Below are 16,832 nucleotides of genomic sequence, written 5' to 3'. Positions count from 1 at the left end.
CGTCTTCTCTCGGTATTCTGATCCGAAGGTTGGGCAGGCTGGTGTCGGGGGTATTCAGTGCCGGGGAATGCACGTCAGGATCTCAGTGAGCGGCTCGGTAGGATCGCGCACTCGGGGGAGTCGTCAGGCTTCTTCTCCGCCGATGACGTAGACCCCGACGCATTCGAGGAATTCCGCGGAGAGTCGGGCTTGGCCCAATTCACGGGCACATCGACGACGATGAATGCCGCGGCGGGCGCGGATTTCCACGCGTACCTCCTGAATACGCACGTCGGAACCGTGCAGCTCTTCGGCAGCCTTCGCCGGAGTTCCGGCCCGGAACGCGAGGGCGTGGATATCTCTCGCATCGAGAGCGAGAAGCTCGTCGTCATCGGAATGATCCGCGGGTCGCTCAAGTTCCGAACCGGCAGCCTCTCTGGTGTGCTCAACCCCGGCGACGTCCTCGTCGTGAACTCGAAGCATCCACTTGTCACGGCGAGTCTCGGCCCCATCGAGACGCTCGGCTTGGCCGTGCCCCTCGACGATGTCGCGAACGATGCGAGAATCACCGTCAGCGACCGCGCCGTCCGCCTGCCCGAGACGGCTCTGACCGCTGCCTTCCTGGCGTTCATCGGCCGCTACCTGGTGGAGGCGACGTCGGGCACCGGGGGCGGTCGCCGGTCGCCGGCCAGCACGGAACCCGTGCTCCACGACCTGCTGCGGGCTGTCCTCGCGCAGGTGACGCTTCCGGCATTGACACCCGCCCAGCATTCGCTGCGGATGAAGGAGGCGGTGCGCGAACTCATCGAGAAGTACCACGTCATCCAGGGCTTCGACGCGGACAGCATCGCGCGCGCCCTGCACATCAGCAGACGGAAGCTGTACCGCGATCTCGCCGATGAGGCCGACGGCATCGCGGGGCTCATCGCGGCACGCCGGGTCCAATCGGCGGCGGCGCTCCTGGTCGAGCAGCCGCAGCTCTCGCTCAGCGACGTGTCGGCTGCGGCGGGTTTCGGGGACGCGACCACGATGCGGCGACATTTCCTCACGCGACTCGGCATGACACCCGCCGACTACCGCAAGGAACGCGCCTGACCGCGTAGCCTCATGTCTGCGGCTCCGGGCTCCCGCGGCGGGCTCGCCGAGGCGCCAGGCGCAGCGTAGCTCCCTGTTCCCTCATCGCCGACAGAAGGATGACCGTGGCCTCGTCCATTCACCGCCCAGCGCTCGTGACCGCGAAGATCGGGTTCGGTCTGCTCGCCTTCTCCTCGATCGTGTCGGAGATCGCGACGATCGTGGAGCGCGGCACCTGGGTGCCGGAGAACTTCTTCGCCTACTTCACGATCGAGACCAACATGCTCGTCGTGCTCTCGCTGCTGCTCAGCGCCGTCGCGACGGCGGCCAACGCGCAGGGGGCCCGGATCAACGCGTTCCGGGCCGCCGTCACGGTCTACATCCTCATCGTGGGCATCGGCTTCGCGCTGCTGCTCTCCGGCCTGACCGATGTCGACTTCACCGCCGTCCCGTGGAACAACACCGTGCTCCACTACGTCATGCCGGTCGTGATGCTGATCGATCTCCTCATCGACCGGCCGGCGAAGCGCATCCGGTTCGGCACGGCGCTCATCTGGCTCATCTTCTCCGCTGGCTACGCGGCCTTCTCGCTCGTGCGCGGCAACCTCATCGGCTGGTACCCCTACCCCTTCCTGAACCCCACGGAGCAGGGCTACGCGCCGGTTGTGCTCACGATCATCGGCCTCGTCGTGCTCGGGGTCGCGCTCACCTGGCTCGTCACGCTGCTCTCGCGGCGACCAGGCAAGTCGCGCTAGACTTCTGACGGCCGCGACTGGCGTTCAGGTGGGTCACCACCGGGGAGCGGCTCTTCGGGTTTCGAGCCGTTCGCCTGGGCTCGCCGGTTCACGACCACATGTTCGCCGTGCCATCCGGTTTTCTGAAGGAGCCTTCGTGACCGATACGTTCAATTCCCCACTGAGTGAAGTCGACCCCGAGATCGCAGCGGTCCTCGAGCAGGAGCTCGACCGCCAGCGCTCGACACTCGAGATGATCGCCAGCGAGAACTTCGTTCCGCGCGCGGTCCTCGAGGCCACCGGCAGCGTCCTCACCAACAAGTACGCCGAGGGCTACCCCGGTCGCCGCTACTACGGCGGCTGCGAAGTCGTCGACATCGCCGAGAACCTCGCCATCGAGCGCGCCAAGTCGCTGTTCGGCGCCGAGTTCGCGAACGTCCAGCCGCACTCCGGCGCAACCGCCAACGCCGCCGTCATGCACGCCCTCGCGCGCCCGGGCGACACCCTGCTCGGCCTCTCGCTCGACCACGGCGGACACCTCACGCACGGCATGAAGATCAACTTCTCCGGCCGCCTCTACAACATCGTCGCCTACGGCGTCGACGCCGAGACCTCGCAGATCGACATGGAGCAGGTGCGCGAGCTCGCGCTCGAGCACAAGCCGAAGGTCATCGTCGCCGGCTGGTCCGCTTACCCGCGGCAGCTCGACTTCGCGAAGTTCCGCGAGATCGCGGACGAGGTCGGCGCCTACCTGTGGGTCGACATGGCGCACTTCGCCGGACTCGTCGCCGCTGGCCTGCACCCCAACCCGGTGCCGCACGCGCACGTCACGTCCAGCACGGTCCACAAGACCATCGGCGGACCCCGCTCCGGCTTCATCCTGACCAACGACGCCGACCTGGCGAAGAAGATCAACACGGCTGTCTTCCCCGGCCAGCAGGGTGGCCCCCTCATGCACGTCATCGCCGGCAAGGCGACGGCGTTCAAGCTCGCGGCGACGGATGACTTCAAGGACCGCCAGGAGCGCACGCTGCGCGGCGCGAAGATCGTCGCCGACCGCCTCCAGCAGGCCGACGTGGCCGGCGCCGGCATCTCGGTCCGCTCCGGCGGAACCGACGTGCACCTCATCCTCGTCGACCTCCGCAACGCGGAGATCGACGGCAGGCAGGCAGAGGACCTCCTCCACGAGGTCGGCGTCACCGTCAACCGCAACGCGGTCCCCAACGACCCGCGCCCGCCGCTCGTCACGTCGGGCCTGCGCATCGGCACGCCCGCGCTCGCGACCCGTGGCTTCGGCGACGTCGAGTTCACCGAGGTGGCCGACGTCATCGCGCTGGCACTGCTCCCTGACGCGGATGTGCCCGCCCTGCGCGCTCGCACGAAGGCGCTCGCCGATGCGTTCCCGCTCTACCCGGGCCTCGGCGAAGCATGACCGCTGCCGCACTCGACGGCAAGAAGGCCGCGGCCGACATCAAGGCCGAGCTTCGCGAGCGCGTAGCCGCGCTCGCGGAGCGGGGCGTCGTGCCAGGACTCGGGACGATCCTCGTCGGCGACGACCCTGGCTCGAAGTGGTACGTCGCGGGCAAGCACCGCGACTGCGCCGAGGTGGGCATCGAGTCGATCCGCGTCGACCTCCCCACGGAGACCACGCAGGAGGAGCTCGAGGCGGAGATCGATCGCCTCAACGCGGATCCCGCCTGCACGGGCTACATCGTGCAGCTGCCGCTGCCGAAGCACATCGATCAGGACCGCGTGATCGAGCGCATCGACCCGTCGAAGGACGCGGACGGCCTGCATCCCACCAACCTGGGCCGCCTCGTGCTCAACGCCAACGACCCGATCGTGACGCCGCTGCCGTGCACGCCTCGCGGCGTGATCGAGCTGCTGCACCGCAACGACATCTCGCTGAACGGCAAGCACGTGCTCGTCATCGGGCGCGGTGTCACTGTCGGCCGCTCCATCGGTCCGCTGCTCACGCGCCGCGAGAACAACGCGACGGTCACCCTCACGCACACGGGAACGCCCGACATCGGCGTGCTCGCGCGCGAGGCCGACGTCATCGTGTCCGCGGCGGGTGTCGCCGGCATCGTGCGCCCCGAATGGGTCAAGCCTGGCGCCGCGGTGCTCGACGTCGGTGTGAGCCGTGTCGACGACCCTGAGACGGGCAAGTCGAAGGTCGCGGGCGACGTCGACCCCGGTGTCTGGGATGTGGCGGCCTGGGTGTCGCCGAACCCCGGTGGTGTCGGGCCCATGACTCGCGCGCTGCTGCTCGAGAACGTCGTCGAGCAGGCCGAGCGCCTCAACCCGGCGGTCTAGCAACCACACAGCGAAGGGCCCGAGCAGTTCATCGAACTGCTCGGGCCCTCTGCCGTCGCTCCCGGATCCCGCGCCGCGGCCGCCGCGCGCTACGCCTGGGGCCGTCGCTTGCGCACCGCGGTGGTGCCGAGCACTCCGGCACCGCCGGCCACGAGGGCCACTGCCAGCGTCACGAGCCACGATGCGTCAGTCGCGCCGGTCTGGGCGAGCGTGGGCGTGCCGCCGGCTTCAGCCGTCGGCGTCGGCGCCGTCACGGGCGGGGCAGCGGATGCTGTCGGCGCGACCGTCGTGCCGGGCGTGGGGACAGCGGTGGGTTCCGCCGTCGGTTCTGCCGTCGGCGGGGCGACCGTCTCGACCGGGCCTGCGGTTGTTGTCGGTGTCGGCGTGGGCGTCGGCGCTTCGATTGCCAGCTCCGGGGTCGTCGAGGGGGCGACCCGGTGCTGGGTCGCCTGCTCGTAGTCGTAGGACATCGCGAGGAGTGCGGCGTCCTGGCTGCGCGGTGCGGCGAGCTCGAGGCCGACCGCGGCGCCCGTCGACGTGAAGCCGGCGGGCAGCGATACGGTCGGGATGCCCGTGTTCGCGCCGAGGTCGCAGAACGTGGTGCCGGCCCAATCTGGCGTCGCGGAGGTCGCGCTCGTCGGCATCGCGAGGGCGTCGAGGTCGTTGTCGATGAAGAACTGGTCCATCGCGGCCTTGCCGGCATCCTGCTCCGCCACGGCGGCGTCGTAGGCCGCATTCGGGATGTCCTCGTTGCTGAGGAAGTAGTCGATGTCGTCCTGCGTCATCGACGACTTCCCGTCGGCGATGACGTCGGCGAAGGTCAGCTCGTCCGGGTCGCCCGTGAGCTCCGCCAGCCCCTCCGGCCACGTCGCCGCCGTGCTCGCGAAGAACGAGTCGATGCTCGGGCGCATGTCGATCCAGCCGCCGCTCTTGAGCGTGCCGGTGAGGAACTCGCTCGTGAAGGCCGGCACCTCGACGACCTCGGCGCCCTGGGCGCGGAGATCTTCGATCGCCTGGTCGATGAGGGCCGTCGTCTCGGCGAGGCCGGGGCGGTCCGGGTTCTCCTCGTAGTCCCAGCGGATGTAGCCGATGCGCTGCCCTTCGAGGGCCGAGTCGCTGAGGCCCTCGACGTAGGAAGTGGTGTCCTGCTCGTTGGCGATGACCGTCTGCGAGTCGGTCGGGTCGTACCCGGCGAGCACCTCCATGAGGAGTGCGGCGTCGGTGACCGTGGTGGTCATGGGGCCGGAGACGTCCTGCCGTAGCGATAGCGGCACGATGCCGGTGACGCTGGTCAGGCCCATCGTCGGGCGGTATCCGACGAGGCTCTGGTGGGCGCTGGGGCCGACGATCGAGCCGCAGGAATCGGTTCCCAATCCGGCCGGTGCGAAGGCAGCGGCGACGGCCGCTCCGGTTCCGCCGCTCGAGCCGCTGGCGCTGTTCGCCTGGTTGTACGGGTTGTTGGTGCGCCCGCGTTCGGAGCTCAGCGTGTAGGTTCCGTGCCATGCGAACTCGGAGAGGTTCGTCTTGGCGATGATGATCGCGCCGGCGTCGCGGAGGCGCTGCACCGCCGTCGAATCGAGCTCGGTCTGGTAGGTGTGCAGGGATGCGCTGCCGGCTGTCGTGGGCATGTCGAACGTCGCGTAGTTGTCCTTCACGAGGATCGGGACGCCGTGCAGCGGCCCGCGGAGGGTGCCGGCGGCGCGCTCGGCGTCGAGTTCGGCGGCCGTGGTGAGCGCGTCCGGGTTGGCGAGGATCACGGCTGCCAGGCCGGGCTGGTCGCCGTACGGGTCGTCGTAGGCGGCGATGCGGTCGAGGTACCGCTGCGTGAGGTCGACGGAGGTGGTCCGTCCCGCTTCGAGGAGCACGAGCGCATCCGTGATGCTGAGGTTCACGACCTCTGGTGCTGCGAGGAGCGTGACCTCGGTGCTTGGGGCACCGAATGCTGACGGTGCGGTGAGGGCGGCGCTCAGGGCCAGGCCGGAGCAGAGGGCGGTGGCGGCGGTGATCTGGGTGACTCGGCGGAATGCGGGCTTGTGTGGCAACGGAGACCTTTGCGAGGAGAGGACGACGGGGATGTCGTCAGTCTCGGCTGGTCTGGTTTCGCGGCTGTTTCGAGCGTGTGTTGTTTTCCGCACGGGTGCGGCCCGGCGGATGCACCTGATCGATGCGCCCACCGGGCCGTGCGTTCGGGGGTGCTCAGTCGCGCGTCGCGACGACCCTTGTGAGCGTGATGCGGGTCTGCTTCTTCGGCAGGGCTTTGCCTTCGCGGCGGTCCACGTACTCGGTCTCGCTGACGCGGAACGTGCGGCCGGGGCGGTGGGGCGTGTGCAGGTCGGGGAAGACCCCGCGGGCGACCTGCTCGAGCAGCTCGAGCCCCTCGGCCTCGGTGCCGACTGGCTCGGAGTGCCCGAGCTTGGTGCCGACCGCGCTGATGCTCACGGTCTCGGTGATGACAACGTACTGCTCGCTCATGCTGATCCTCCAGTGCTCGGCCGGGGTGCATCCCGACACCTTCACGCTACGAGGAGCAAGGTGGCGGGCGCTTCGGCCGTGCGGCGGAGTTGCAGCGGGATCTGGCCGAGCGGTTCAGCCCTGAGGCTGAGCCTGGCGCTGCGCGTCGAACGAGGCGAGCAGCTGCTCGACACGCTCCGTGATGACCTCGCTGCCGTATTCGGGGGCGGATGCGATGGTGCCGTCGGCGGCCAGGAGGAGTGCTGCGGGGGTGGCTTCGGCTTCGAAGTACTCGGTGACCGCCTTCGCCCCGAAGTAGGTGGAGGGGAGGGCGCTCGGGTAGCTCTTCTTGATGGAGGCGCGGCTGGAGGAGGTGGCGACGATGATCTGCGCGTCGTCGCCCATGCGCCGCGACCAGTCGCCGATCTGGCTGAGCACGGGGCCGCAGGAGCCGCATCCGACTCTCGCGAAGATGAGGATGGTCGTCTTGCGGGGGATGACGACGAGGTTGTAGAGCAGCTCGGGGGAGCCGTCGCCCGACACGAGCTCGAGGTTGTGGGGGATCATGTCGCGCGCGCTCGGGTCCGAGATGAGGTCGGGGCCCTGCTCGACGAGTTCGAAGTCCTGCCCGGAGCTGGCCGCTCCGGCCGTCGACGTCACGGTGGGAGCCGGTGTCTTCACGAGGCTCGCGACGATGCCGAGCAGGGCGACGATCGCGATCGCGACGAGCCACATCCAGTCGGCCAGCGAGAAGAGGGCCAGCTGGGTCGGCACGCCGAGGGCCATGCCAGGGATGACCGTCGCGAGCAGGGCGGCGAGGGTGAGGCCGGCGTTGCGCCAGATCGTGATCTGGCTGACGGGTTCGGTGCTGAGGGCGCCGAAGCAGTTGCAGTCGACCGCCTGGCGCTTGGCGACGCTTCGGGCGACGACGGCGAGGTAGGCGGCCATGAGGAGGGTGCTGAGGCCGGCGGCGACGAGGTACGCGGGGCCGCTCAGGAGGAGGAGTGCTGCCCCCAGGATGATCTCGCCGATGGGCAGGGCGACGGCGGTCCAGGGCTTCCGGAGCGCGGCGGGTACGCCGAAGGCGGCGAACGACTGGAGCGTGCGGGAGCGTTGGGGGAGCTTCAGGGCTCCGCTCGCGATGAGCACGCAGGCGACGAGAACAGGGAAGATCACGAAGGTGGGAAGCACTCGTTCATTATCGCTGGTGTGCGGCGCGTCGCCTCGTCGAGCTTGACCGTCGGCTCGGCGCCGTCGAAGATCGACGCATGCGCCTGAATTCCCTCGATGTGGTGCGCGGCTTCGCGATCTTCGCCATGATCATCGCTCACACGGTCGTGTTCTTGGACGACCGCGAGCCGCGGGCGCTGGAGGTGCTGTTCCACTTCCTCAACGATGCGGCGTCGCCGCTGTTCGCGCTGGTGATCGGTGTGACTGCGGGCTACCAGCTGCGGGAGGCTTCGCGGTGGGATGCGCGTCGGAAGAGCTTCTTCGCGATCTCGTGGGTCATCAAGTCGATCGTGCTCATCCTCGTTGGCCTGCTGTTGAGCATCAATTTCTCTGGCGTGCTCATCGTGTTGGACTTCCTGGGCATCATGATGCTCGTGGCGACGCCGTTCCTCTTCCTTCCTGCGGCGTGGTCTGCGGGTGCTGCGCTGGTGTTCCTGGCGGCGGCGCCGATCGTGAACGAGGCTGCCCGCAACTGGGCGCTCACGTCGGCGTTCTCGCCGACGTCGATGTACGACCCGACGGCGCTGCTGCTGGATTGGACGGTGCTGGGTTCGGCGTACCGCCTCACGAACTTGCTGCCGATGCTGTTGATCGGCTTCCTGCTGGCGCGGTGGCAGCTCGGCGATCTGCGCCGCACGGCGTGGGTGTTCGGCGGGGGAGCGGTACTGCTTGGAGGGTCACTGCTCATGCGCCGTTGGGAGGAGGCGACGACGGGGGTCGCCCAGTCCGGTTCGTATGGTGATGAGGCTCGTGATCTCGGGCTCGCGCTGCTGGCGTACGCGGGCATCCAGCTGCTCGGTGACTTCTCGGGTGAGCGGATGCGCACGTGGTTTGCGCGGCTGACGAGGCCGCTTGCTGACATGGGCACGATGGCGTTCACGATCTACTGCCTGCACGTGCTGATCCTGACGGCTATCTGGTCGCAGCTGCTGCTCGGCGAGGAGAACTGGCTGGCTGGGCCGGGGCTCATCTACCGGCAGCCGCAGGGTGTGCTGACGATGGTGGCCATCATGGTGGTGTGCATGCTGTTCGCCACGCTGTGGCGCCGGTATCTCGGGGTTGGCCCGCTCGAGAGGGTCATCGGGGTGCTGTCGCTCAGGCATCCGCCGGAAACATTGCTTGCAGTTCCTTCCGCTTCGACCAGGCGATCCGAACCAGCTCTTCCAGCACCTCGAGGTTGAGGGACGAGAAGCGGCCGGCCCAGATGCAGTCCTTGCCGAGCTTCACCTTGCCGAGCTGCTCGATGAGGCCCTCCGGGGCCCACATCTGCAGACCGTAGATGGACATCGACGCCTTGCGCGGCGAGAAGCCCAGGATTATCGCGTCACCGGAGTGTCCGCTCTCGTACGTGTAGTGGTAGCTGCCGTAGCCGATCATCGTCGGCCCCCACACGACGGCTTCCTCGCCCGTGACCCGATCCATGATCTCCTTCAGGATGCGCGCATCCTCGCGCCGCCCGGCGGGCTCCGCCTGGTCGATGATGAGATCGGGTGAGACATCTGACGGCTTCGTCTTCGTTTCTGCCATGACGAGAGTATGGACCCGGCCGCCGACAAACCGCTCGCATCGCGGAGCCCGTTCTCGGCCGCGATTCGCGATAGGATTCCCCACGGTCGCCGCGCGCCTGGCGACTGTGGGGCCTGTAGCTCAGTTGGCAGAGCATCGGACTTTTAATCCGCGGGTCGTGGGTTCGAGCCCCACCGGGCCCACTCTTCTCGCTGCTGACCACCTGCAGTGCTTGCGGTCTCGTTGAGATACCAGCTGGAATGCCTCGCAGCTTCGAGCCGATGTTCGGACGTGCTACTCCGATTGCGTTAGACGAGTCCGACTGGCGCATCTTGTTGCGCCAGAGTAGCTGGACGATGAGTTCACGCTCGTACTCGGCGAGGGTGGAGAGCATGTTCAGCATGAGGCGGCCCGTTTGCGTCGCCGGATCGATAGCGTCGGCGACTGAGCGCACGTTGATGCTGCACTCCCGCGAGAAGTTGACGGTGTCGCGGGCGTCGATGAGTGCTTGCCCCACGTGATCGACCCGCGACGAGACGACAGTATTGCCGGTCTCCGCGCTTGAGGAGTCGCGTCACGCCCCGGCGTGTGATCGCAGTCAGGCGTACGGAGGTGATGTCGGCGAAGACGTCGCGCTCCTGGACGCCGACGTCGACGAGTGCGTCGAGCTGGAGCTGCGCATCCTGAGTCGCGGTGCTGACGCGGGCCTAGCTGAGGAGTCTCACTTGGCACTTTGCCTCAGAAACCCCGTGGCTCGTGCAGGCTGAGACGACTCATGATGAGGCGAGTTTTCGAGACAAGCTCAGCCCGGACTTGCGGGGGAGCGGGCACACCACGGACAGTCGCCGCTGCGTCTCGGAAATCAAATGCTTTCCGAGCCATGTCGAAGGAACGTTTAAGGTCAGGCCTCGGCGGGGGAGCGGTGGGTCGCCGCCTCGGAAGTCTGACGTGATCTGCGTCGCACCATTGCCCACGCGACGCCCAGGATGCCGAACCATATGGGGGTCAGCAGTAGGGGGCCTCTTGTGTCCTCGAACACGGCGAGCAGCACCAAGATGAATGCGAAGAATCCGAGGACGCTCCATGCCAGGGGCACACCCCAGCGCAGGCGGTAGGTGGATGCCGTGTGGAGATCCGGTCGCTGGCGTCGATATGCGAGATATGACACCAGGATCATCGCCCACACGAAGATGAACAGGATGGAAGACACCGCCGTCACGAGCTGGAAGGCGTCATCGAAGATGAGGCCGAGCGAGCCGGCAACCAGGACGACTGCGCATGAAAGCAGAAGCGCGTTGCCGGGAACGGCGGTCTTCGTGAGGCGCCCCAGCCGTGCAGGTGCCTGGGCTGTCGTCGCCAGGCCATAGGCCATGCGGCTCGAGGAGAAGAAGCCGCTGTTCGCGGCCGACACGGCGGAGGACATGACCACGGCGTTGATGAGCGCCGCGGCGCCCCCGAAGCCGGTGAGCACGAACAACGCCACGAACGGGCTCGTGCCGGGCTCGATCTTGCTCCATGGCGTCACGCACATGATGACGGCCAGTGCGCCCACGTAGAAGAAGAGGATGCGCAGCGGCACCTGGTTGATCGCTTTCGGGAGGTTCTTCTCGGGGTCTTTGGCTTCGGCGGCTGTCGTGCCGATGAGCTCGATGCAGCCGAAGGAGAAAACCGCGATTTGGAAGCCCGCCAGGAATCCAACGAATCCGTTCGGGAAAAAGCCCCCGTCATCCCAGAGGTGCGTGATGCTCGCGCGGTCTCCGCTTGGGGCCGTGAACGCCGTCACGATCAAGATGATGCCGACCACGATAAGTCCAAGGATGGTCACGATCTTCACGAGCGCGAACCAGAACTCCGCTTCGCCGAATGCCCTTACCGCGATGAGGTTGAGCGCCAGCACGAAGGCGATGGCCACGACCATGGGAACCCACCCCGGGAGGTCTGGCCACCAGTACCTCGCATAGGTCTGGACGCCGACCATGTCTGCTGCTGCGATAGAGATGAGGCATAGCCAATACGACCAGCCGAGGAAGAACCGAGCCCACTCACCCAGGTACGCGGCGGCAAAGTCTTGGAATGTGCGGTATCCGAGATTCGAGAGGAGCAGCTCACCCATGGCGCGCATCATGACGAACAGCATCGCGCCGGTGATGACGTAGACGAGCAGAATCGATGGGCCCGACTTGTTGATTCCGATTCCGGCCCCGAGGAACAGCCCTGTTCCGATGGCGCCACCCACAGCTATGAGTTGAATGTGCCGATTGCTCAGCGCGCGCTCGAGCGTGACTCCATCGGTTGCGGCGCTGTCAGGCCCGGACCCCGCAGTGCCAGTCATCGAACCAAGAACCGGACACTCGATGAGACTCGCAGAGTTGACATGCGCAAAGTGTACGGCGAGAAATGCTTGCGGCGGACTACGCCGAGAGATGTTCAATCTTGCACGCACCGATGCCGAATTGTCGCGTATCGGTCACCGAGAAAATTGGTGGAGGACTCTGGAATCGCACCAGACAAGGCGTCTCAAGAACGCGTCCCCCATGGCTTGCGAATATACACACCTGGACCCGGGTCGAGCAAATCGGGGTGTTTACGCGCGGATATGGTCCCGGGCGGCGAGAAATTCGTCTGAACGTCTCCGCGCGGCAGTGGTGTTCTTTTCCATCCTGTGAGAGATTGTCCCCAGCTTGCATCCGGTCGTCAGAGCGGCCCCCTTGGCCGCGTAGCGAGATGCGCGATCGAGGAGTCATCGATGTCGTTTCCCGCACGCGCATGAGCGGAGTCCTGGCGCTGCCCATCATCGATTCCCCGGTGATGTGGATCATCTACGCCCTCGCAGTTGCCGTGACCATCACCCTGTGTGTGCGCGAGATGAACCGGAAATGGGTGCTGCGAGCGGTGATCGGCGTCGCGGCTGGTGCACTTCTTGGCTTCCTGATCTACCTCGGCGGAAACGCTCTTGACCTGTTCGGCGTGGATCTACCCGGCCCGGTAGGAGTGTGGGCCGCGCTCACGCTCGCCGGCATCGGCCTTGCGGTCGCGTCCTTCCCGGACGCAAAGCCCTGGCGCAAGCTCGTCGCGAGCGTCGCGATCCTCGCGTATGTTCTCGCGGGAGCGACCGGCATCAACGCGCTCTACGGCCTCAACCCCACCCTCGGGTCCGTGTTCGGGATCGTCGAAGAAGACCAGATCACGCTTCCCGAATTCAACGCTGACAACCGGCAGGCGCCAACCCAGCCGCTCGCCACCACCTGGAAGCCTCCAGCGGATATGCCCGCGGCGGGTACCCGCGGCTCTGCGCCCATCCCGGGAACGGAATCGGGGTTCGTGGCTCGCGACGCCGGCATCTACCTCCCCCCAGCAGCGCTTGTGCAGGATGCACCTGCGCTGCCTGTCGTCATCATGATGATGGGGTACGTCGGCAATCCCGACCCCACCATCATCAGTGGAGTGCTCGACGAGTTCGCGGCTCAGCACAACGGCCTCGCTCCCATCGTGATCGTCGCCGACCAACTCGGCGGGCAAGGCGATGTAGACCCGGCCTGCGCCGACTCCGCGAAGTTCGGGAACGCAGAAACCTACGTCACCACGGACGTCGTCAACTGGGCCAACGCGAACCTCAACATCATCCAGGACCCCAAGTACTGGACCATCGCCGGCTACTCCAACGGCGGCGGATGCGCGGCCAAGTACGGCGCGAAGGACCCGGGCACGTTCAAGAACATCATCAGCGTCTCCGGCGAACAGCACCCGGGGTCCGAAGATTCGGACGCCGTCACCACGGACATCTATGGAGGCGACAGCGCCGCCTTCGAGGCCTCGAAGCCCATCAGCATCATGCAGGCCGCCCCACCCGGAACGTACGCCGGCATGACCGCCGTCTTCACGGCAGGTAGCGAAGACCCTGCGTTCGTGTCTATGGCGACCACCATCTCCAACGAAACCAAATCCGTCGGCATGAACACCACTCTGTTCATCGTCCAGGGCGCCGACCACGGCGGAACCGCGGTCACCGGGGGCTTGGCTGAGGGATTCACGATCCTCTTCCCGATCCTCGGCCTCACCGCCGGAACGTAGAAGACGCGACCGCGTCGAAATCCCCCACACACTCGAAGGGCTCCCCTGATGACCACTCATTCGGCACCGCGCACCTCCCGCCGAGGCTTAGCGACAACCTCCGTGATCGTGGGGGCACTCGCCACCGCGATGATGCTCTGCTTCTGGATCATCGGGCCAGCAGCAGACGGCCAAGGCCTCTCCGGCGCAGCCGTCCTGGCGGTCGTCTGCTACTACGCCTCCATGGTCGTCGGCGTCGTAGGCGTCCTGCTCGGACTCATCGCCGTCATCGTCGCTCGCCCTCGGTATCTGGGCATTCTCGGGACCGTGCTGAGCCTCGTGCCGATCATCGCCGGGGTCGTTGCTCCAGCTATGCAGAGCATGTAGCAACCGTCGACATCGAAGTTCCTCAGACGTGCGGCCAACCGTGGCCGCCGCGGTTCTGCGCTCACATCTGAAGTCAGCCATGAATCCGCGGAGTGCACCACCCCTTTCACTGTGAGCTCTCTCACGGACAGCTGGAGAATATGTTCGACTGGTTAATCGCCGTCCCCCCGCTTCTTGTCGTTCTCCTGGTGGCGAGCGTCGTCACCTTGGAAAGCCTCGGGCTGCCCCTTCCCGGTGAGAGCGTGCTGATCGCCGCGGTGCTCATGAGCATCGCTGGCACGGGCGTGGATCCATGGCTCCTCGGCGCTGCGGCGGCTGCCGGTGCGATCATCGGCGACTCGATCGGCTACTACATCGGCAAGCGATGGGGGTCAAGACTCCTGCGCTACCTGTCGCAGCGGTTCCCGAAGTACTTCAGCGTCACTCGCATCAACGCAGCCGCGGGACTCATGCAGAAGTGGGGCGCGTACGCGGTCTTCTTCGGTCGCTTCGTCGCCATCCTCCGTGTCTTCGCGGGGCCGCTCGCCGGCACCATGGCCATGCCTTACGGTCGCTTCCTTCTCGCGAACGCACTCGGTGGCATCGCTTGGGCTGCGGCTGTCACGAGCATCACAGCGGCCCTCGGAAAGAGCGCACTCGCGATCATCCACGCGTCGGGCTGGGCCGCGCTGGCGATCGGCGGCGTTCTCATCCTCGTCATCGCCACGGTAGTGATCTACCGTGCGCGCCGACGCCCGGTAGATGCCGCGGCAGGGAGCGAAACAGAGCAGGAACTCGACCTCCTCATCCCCGCAGCACAGGACGCGCAAGCTTCGGCGCCGGGCGGTGATGCAGTGCGTGATGCCCTCGCGGCTGCGCTCAAGCCGATCGTGGCGTTCGGGCGTCGCGCCCCGTTCACGTCACTGCTCGTGATCGTCATCCTGGCGGTGGGCATCGTGAGCGGCGCCATGTGGCATCTTGCCCGCGAGCAGGCCTGGTTCAGCAATATCGCCTTCGGCCTCCCAAGCATCGAGGCCGGCCTGTGGTGGACGCCACTCACGGGGTCGCTCATCGGCGCGGGCACCTGGCACTACGCGATCATCATCGTCCAACTCCTCATCGTCGGCGGCGTCTTCGAGTTCCGCTTCGGGTGGAAGCGCACTGCCCTCGTGTTCGTCGCCGGCCAGGCGCTTGCGGTGCTCGGCACGCTCGCGATCGTCGCGGTGCTCGCTCGGACCGGGTGGGAATGGGCACAGCGCCTTGCGGGCGACCTCGATGTCGGCGCCTCCGGCGGTCTCTACGCACTCGCGGCAGGACTCGTGTGGGTGCTGCGCCCGCCGTGGCGGTTGCGTCTCGGACTCACCTTGGGCGCGCTCGTGTCGCTGCGCCTTCTCTACGTCGGCGACCTGGCAGACATCGAACACTTCCTCCCGGTCGCCGTTATCTTCACGATCTACGCGGTACAACGGCACCGTGAGACGGGCTTCGCGACCAGCACGCGCGAGGACCGACTCATCGCATTCACGGCCCTCATCGGCCTGGGAGCAGCGCAGGTCGTCGCTGCCCTCTTCTCGCTGGATGGGCCATTGGGCACGTCGACCGCGGAAACTGAGACGTGGATCGGTGTGGCGCTCGACGTCGTCGTGATCCTCCTCGTCGCCAACGGCATTCGACGCGGTCAGCGCTTCGCGTGGATCGTTGCCCTCGCGCTCGGTATCTTCAACCTCCTCGAGCTCCTGGTCATCGGCGTGCTTGTCTTCGTGACCGGCAGCCTCGATGACGGCCTCACGATGAACTTCGCCGGCTCGCTACTCTGGGTGCTCGTCGTGGCGTTCCTCATCGTCGCCCGCCGCTCCTTCGGGGTACGCCTGAGGCCTTCGAAGAACTCGATCTCCGGTGAGCGCAGCGGCACGCTCGAAGAGGCCCGCGAGATTCTCCCCAGGGTCGGTGGCAGCAGTGTCTCCTGGATGACGATGTGGCCGCGCAACAACTATCTGTTGAACGCCGAGAAGAGCGGCTACGTCGCCTACCAGGAGTACTCCGGTGTCGCGTTGGCGCTCGGCGACCCGGTTGTCCCGGCCGATGACCTCAAGCAGCTCGTCCACGACTTCGCGTCAAGGGCGGAGCTGGCCGGCCAAACGCCAGCGTTCTTCTCTGCCACGAAGGCCACAGTCGATGCGGCGCCGAAGGGCTGGCTACGCGTGCAGGTGGCAGAGGACACGATCATCGACCTGCCAGGGCTCGAGCTCAAAGGCAAGCCCTGGCAGCCGGTGCGCTCCGCCGTGAACCGCGCCGAGCGGGAAGGCATCCGCTTCAAGATGACCACCCTCGCCGAAGAGCCCTGGGCCGTGCTCGCGCAGGTTCGCGCCATATCGGAAGACTGGGTCGGAGACAAGGGACTCCCCGAGATGGGCTTCACGCTCGGGGGCGTCGACGAGGCGCTCGACCCCGCCGTCCGCCTGGGGCTCGCGATCGACGATGACGGCAGCGTTCATGGCGTCACCTCTTGGCTGCCCGTCTACAGCGGGAACGGCGAGATCCGCGGATGGACGCTCGATCTCATGCGCCGCCGCGACGGTGGGTTCAAAGCCGTCATGGAGTTCCTCATCATCTCCTCAGCGCTCGCCTTCCGCGACGAAGGCGCGGCCTTCGCGTCGCTCTCCGGCGCACCCCTGGCAGGTTCGGGGGAGGAGGAGGCGACAGCGCTCGACCAAGTACTCGGCCGTGTCTCCGAGCTCCTCGAGCCGCTCTATGGGTTCTCTTCGCTGCACAACTTCAAGATGAAGTTCAACCCGCGATTCGAGCCCATGTACCTCCTCTACCGCGACGAAGCAGATCTTCCACGCATCGGACTCGGACTGACCCGCGCGTACCTGCCCACCGCCACGACCGGACAGATCATCAGAGCTGGACTCAGTGGAGGGAAGTAGGCATCCCGCCGTCTCTGCACCGCCACTCCCTGACACTCGCACGACCAACCGGAGGTAACGAAGCACAATGAACATGAATGCGCAGGATATTCGCAAGGCCTACCTCGACTACCAGGAGCGACTCGGGCACGTCAGGATCGACCGAGCCCCGCTCATCCCCCGCGGAGACGGCTCGACGCTCTTCACGGGAAGCGGC

13 protein-coding genes, 1 tRNA gene, 1 pseudogene and 1 riboswitch are annotated in these 16,832 nt (G+C 66.7%); of the genes and pseudogenes, 9 read left to right on the top strand and 6 right to left on the bottom strand.

What is annotated here, in order from left to right:
* Positions 1-189: 189 nt before the first annotated feature.
* The 4 genes from C5B97_RS13980 to C5B97_RS13965 all read left to right on the top strand — a co-directional run bounded on the left by C5B97_RS13980 (position 190) and on the right by C5B97_RS13965 (position 4,103).
* On the top strand, positions 190-1,074 hold the full coding sequence (locus C5B97_RS13980; protein ID WP_104312666.1) for an AraC family transcriptional regulator: 885 nt from the start codon (positions 190-192) through the stop codon (positions 1,072-1,074).
* 104 nt (positions 1,075-1,178) lie between these two features.
* Positions 1,179-1,808 (top strand): Pr6Pr family membrane protein, encoded by a 630-nt coding sequence (locus C5B97_RS13975; RefSeq protein ID WP_104312665.1) that lies wholly within the window; start codon positions 1,179-1,181, stop codon positions 1,806-1,808.
* Between the two features lie 3 nt (positions 1,809-1,811).
* Positions 1,812-1,895, top strand: a riboswitch (ZMP/ZTP riboswitch).
* 49 nt (positions 1,896-1,944) lie between these two features.
* The gene (glyA, locus tag C5B97_RS13970) at positions 1,945-3,219 is read left to right on the top strand and encodes a serine hydroxymethyltransferase (RefSeq protein ID WP_104312664.1); all 1,275 of its coding nucleotides are present in this window, start codon (positions 1,945-1,947) and stop codon (positions 3,217-3,219) included.
* The gene (locus C5B97_RS13965) at positions 3,216-4,103 is read left to right on the top strand and encodes a bifunctional methylenetetrahydrofolate dehydrogenase/methenyltetrahydrofolate cyclohydrolase (RefSeq protein ID WP_104312663.1); all 888 of its coding nucleotides are present in this window, start codon (positions 3,216-3,218) and stop codon (positions 4,101-4,103) included. Before glyA ends, C5B97_RS13965 begins: the two co-directional genes overlap by 4 nt.
* A gap of 89 nt (positions 4,104-4,192) precedes the next feature.
* Here the strand turns inward: C5B97_RS13965 and C5B97_RS13960 are convergent, their stop codons facing one another.
* The 3 genes from C5B97_RS13960 to C5B97_RS13950 form a co-directional block, all read right to left on the bottom strand.
* Positions 4,193-6,145, bottom strand: a complete 1,953-nt coding sequence (locus C5B97_RS13960) for an amidase (protein ID WP_104312662.1) — start codon at positions 6,143-6,145, stop codon at positions 4,193-4,195.
* 154 nt (positions 6,146-6,299) lie between these two features.
* Positions 6,300-6,575, bottom strand: a complete 276-nt coding sequence (locus tag C5B97_RS13955) for a hypothetical protein (RefSeq protein WP_104312661.1) — start codon at positions 6,573-6,575, stop codon at positions 6,300-6,302.
* Positions 6,576-6,689: 114 nt separating this feature from the next.
* Entirely contained in the window at positions 6,690-7,745 is a 1,056-nt protein-coding gene (locus C5B97_RS13950) for a MauE/DoxX family redox-associated membrane protein (RefSeq protein WP_104312660.1), read from the bottom strand.
* A 77-nt stretch (positions 7,746-7,822) separates the two neighbouring features.
* Here C5B97_RS13950 and C5B97_RS13945 point away from each other — a divergent pair, with 77 nt between their 5' ends.
* Positions 7,823-8,965, top strand: a complete 1,143-nt coding sequence (locus C5B97_RS13945) for an acyltransferase family protein (RefSeq protein WP_104312659.1) — start codon at positions 7,823-7,825, stop codon at positions 8,963-8,965.
* Here the strand turns inward: C5B97_RS13945 and C5B97_RS13940 are convergent.
* Positions 8,880-9,311: a DUF1801 domain-containing protein gene (locus tag C5B97_RS13940; RefSeq protein ID WP_104312658.1), complete on the bottom strand. Its 432-nt coding sequence runs from the start codon at positions 9,309-9,311 to the stop codon at positions 8,880-8,882. The two genes, C5B97_RS13945 and C5B97_RS13940, sit on opposite strands and share 86 nt — an antisense overlap.
* A 109-nt stretch (positions 9,312-9,420) precedes the next feature.
* Between C5B97_RS13940 and C5B97_RS13935 the strand changes: the two genes are divergently transcribed.
* A tRNA-Lys gene (locus C5B97_RS13935) sits at positions 9,421-9,493 on the top strand.
* A gap of 206 nt (positions 9,494-9,699) precedes the next feature.
* Here the strand turns inward: C5B97_RS13935 and C5B97_RS18325 are convergent.
* Positions 9,700-9,807 (bottom strand): annotated as a pseudogene (locus C5B97_RS18325) (recombinase family protein); the annotation flags it as partial.
* 384 nt (positions 9,808-10,191) lie between these two features.
* Positions 10,192-11,622, bottom strand: coding sequence for an amino acid permease (locus C5B97_RS13925; protein ID WP_104312657.1), 1,431 nt, complete (start codon positions 11,620-11,622; stop codon positions 10,192-10,194).
* A gap of 434 nt (positions 11,623-12,056) precedes the next feature.
* Between C5B97_RS13925 and C5B97_RS13920 the strand changes: the two genes are divergently transcribed.
* The 3 genes from C5B97_RS13920 to C5B97_RS13910 all read left to right on the top strand — a co-directional run bounded on the left by C5B97_RS13920 (position 12,057) and on the right by C5B97_RS13910 (position 16,636).
* A complete protein-coding gene (locus C5B97_RS13920) occupies positions 12,057-13,361 on the top strand; it encodes an esterase family protein (RefSeq protein WP_104312656.1) in 1,305 nt (434 codons plus the stop codon).
* Between the two features lie 48 nt (positions 13,362-13,409).
* Positions 13,410-13,727, top strand: coding sequence for a hypothetical protein (locus C5B97_RS13915; RefSeq protein ID WP_146080824.1), 318 nt, complete (start codon positions 13,410-13,412; stop codon positions 13,725-13,727).
* 140 nt (positions 13,728-13,867) lie between these two features.
* The gene (locus C5B97_RS13910) at positions 13,868-16,636 is read left to right on the top strand and encodes a phosphatidylglycerol lysyltransferase domain-containing protein (RefSeq protein ID WP_104312654.1); all 2,769 of its coding nucleotides are present in this window, start codon (positions 13,868-13,870) and stop codon (positions 16,634-16,636) included.
* Positions 16,637-16,832 lie beyond the last annotated feature (196 nt).

The organism is Pseudoclavibacter sp. RFBB5 (assembly GCF_002931555.1).
Classification (GTDB): domain Bacteria; phylum Actinomycetota; class Actinomycetes; order Actinomycetales; family Microbacteriaceae; genus Pseudoclavibacter.
The sequence above is the reverse complement of the archived record's forward strand: the minus strand, read 5'-3'. Positions and strand labels throughout refer to the sequence as shown.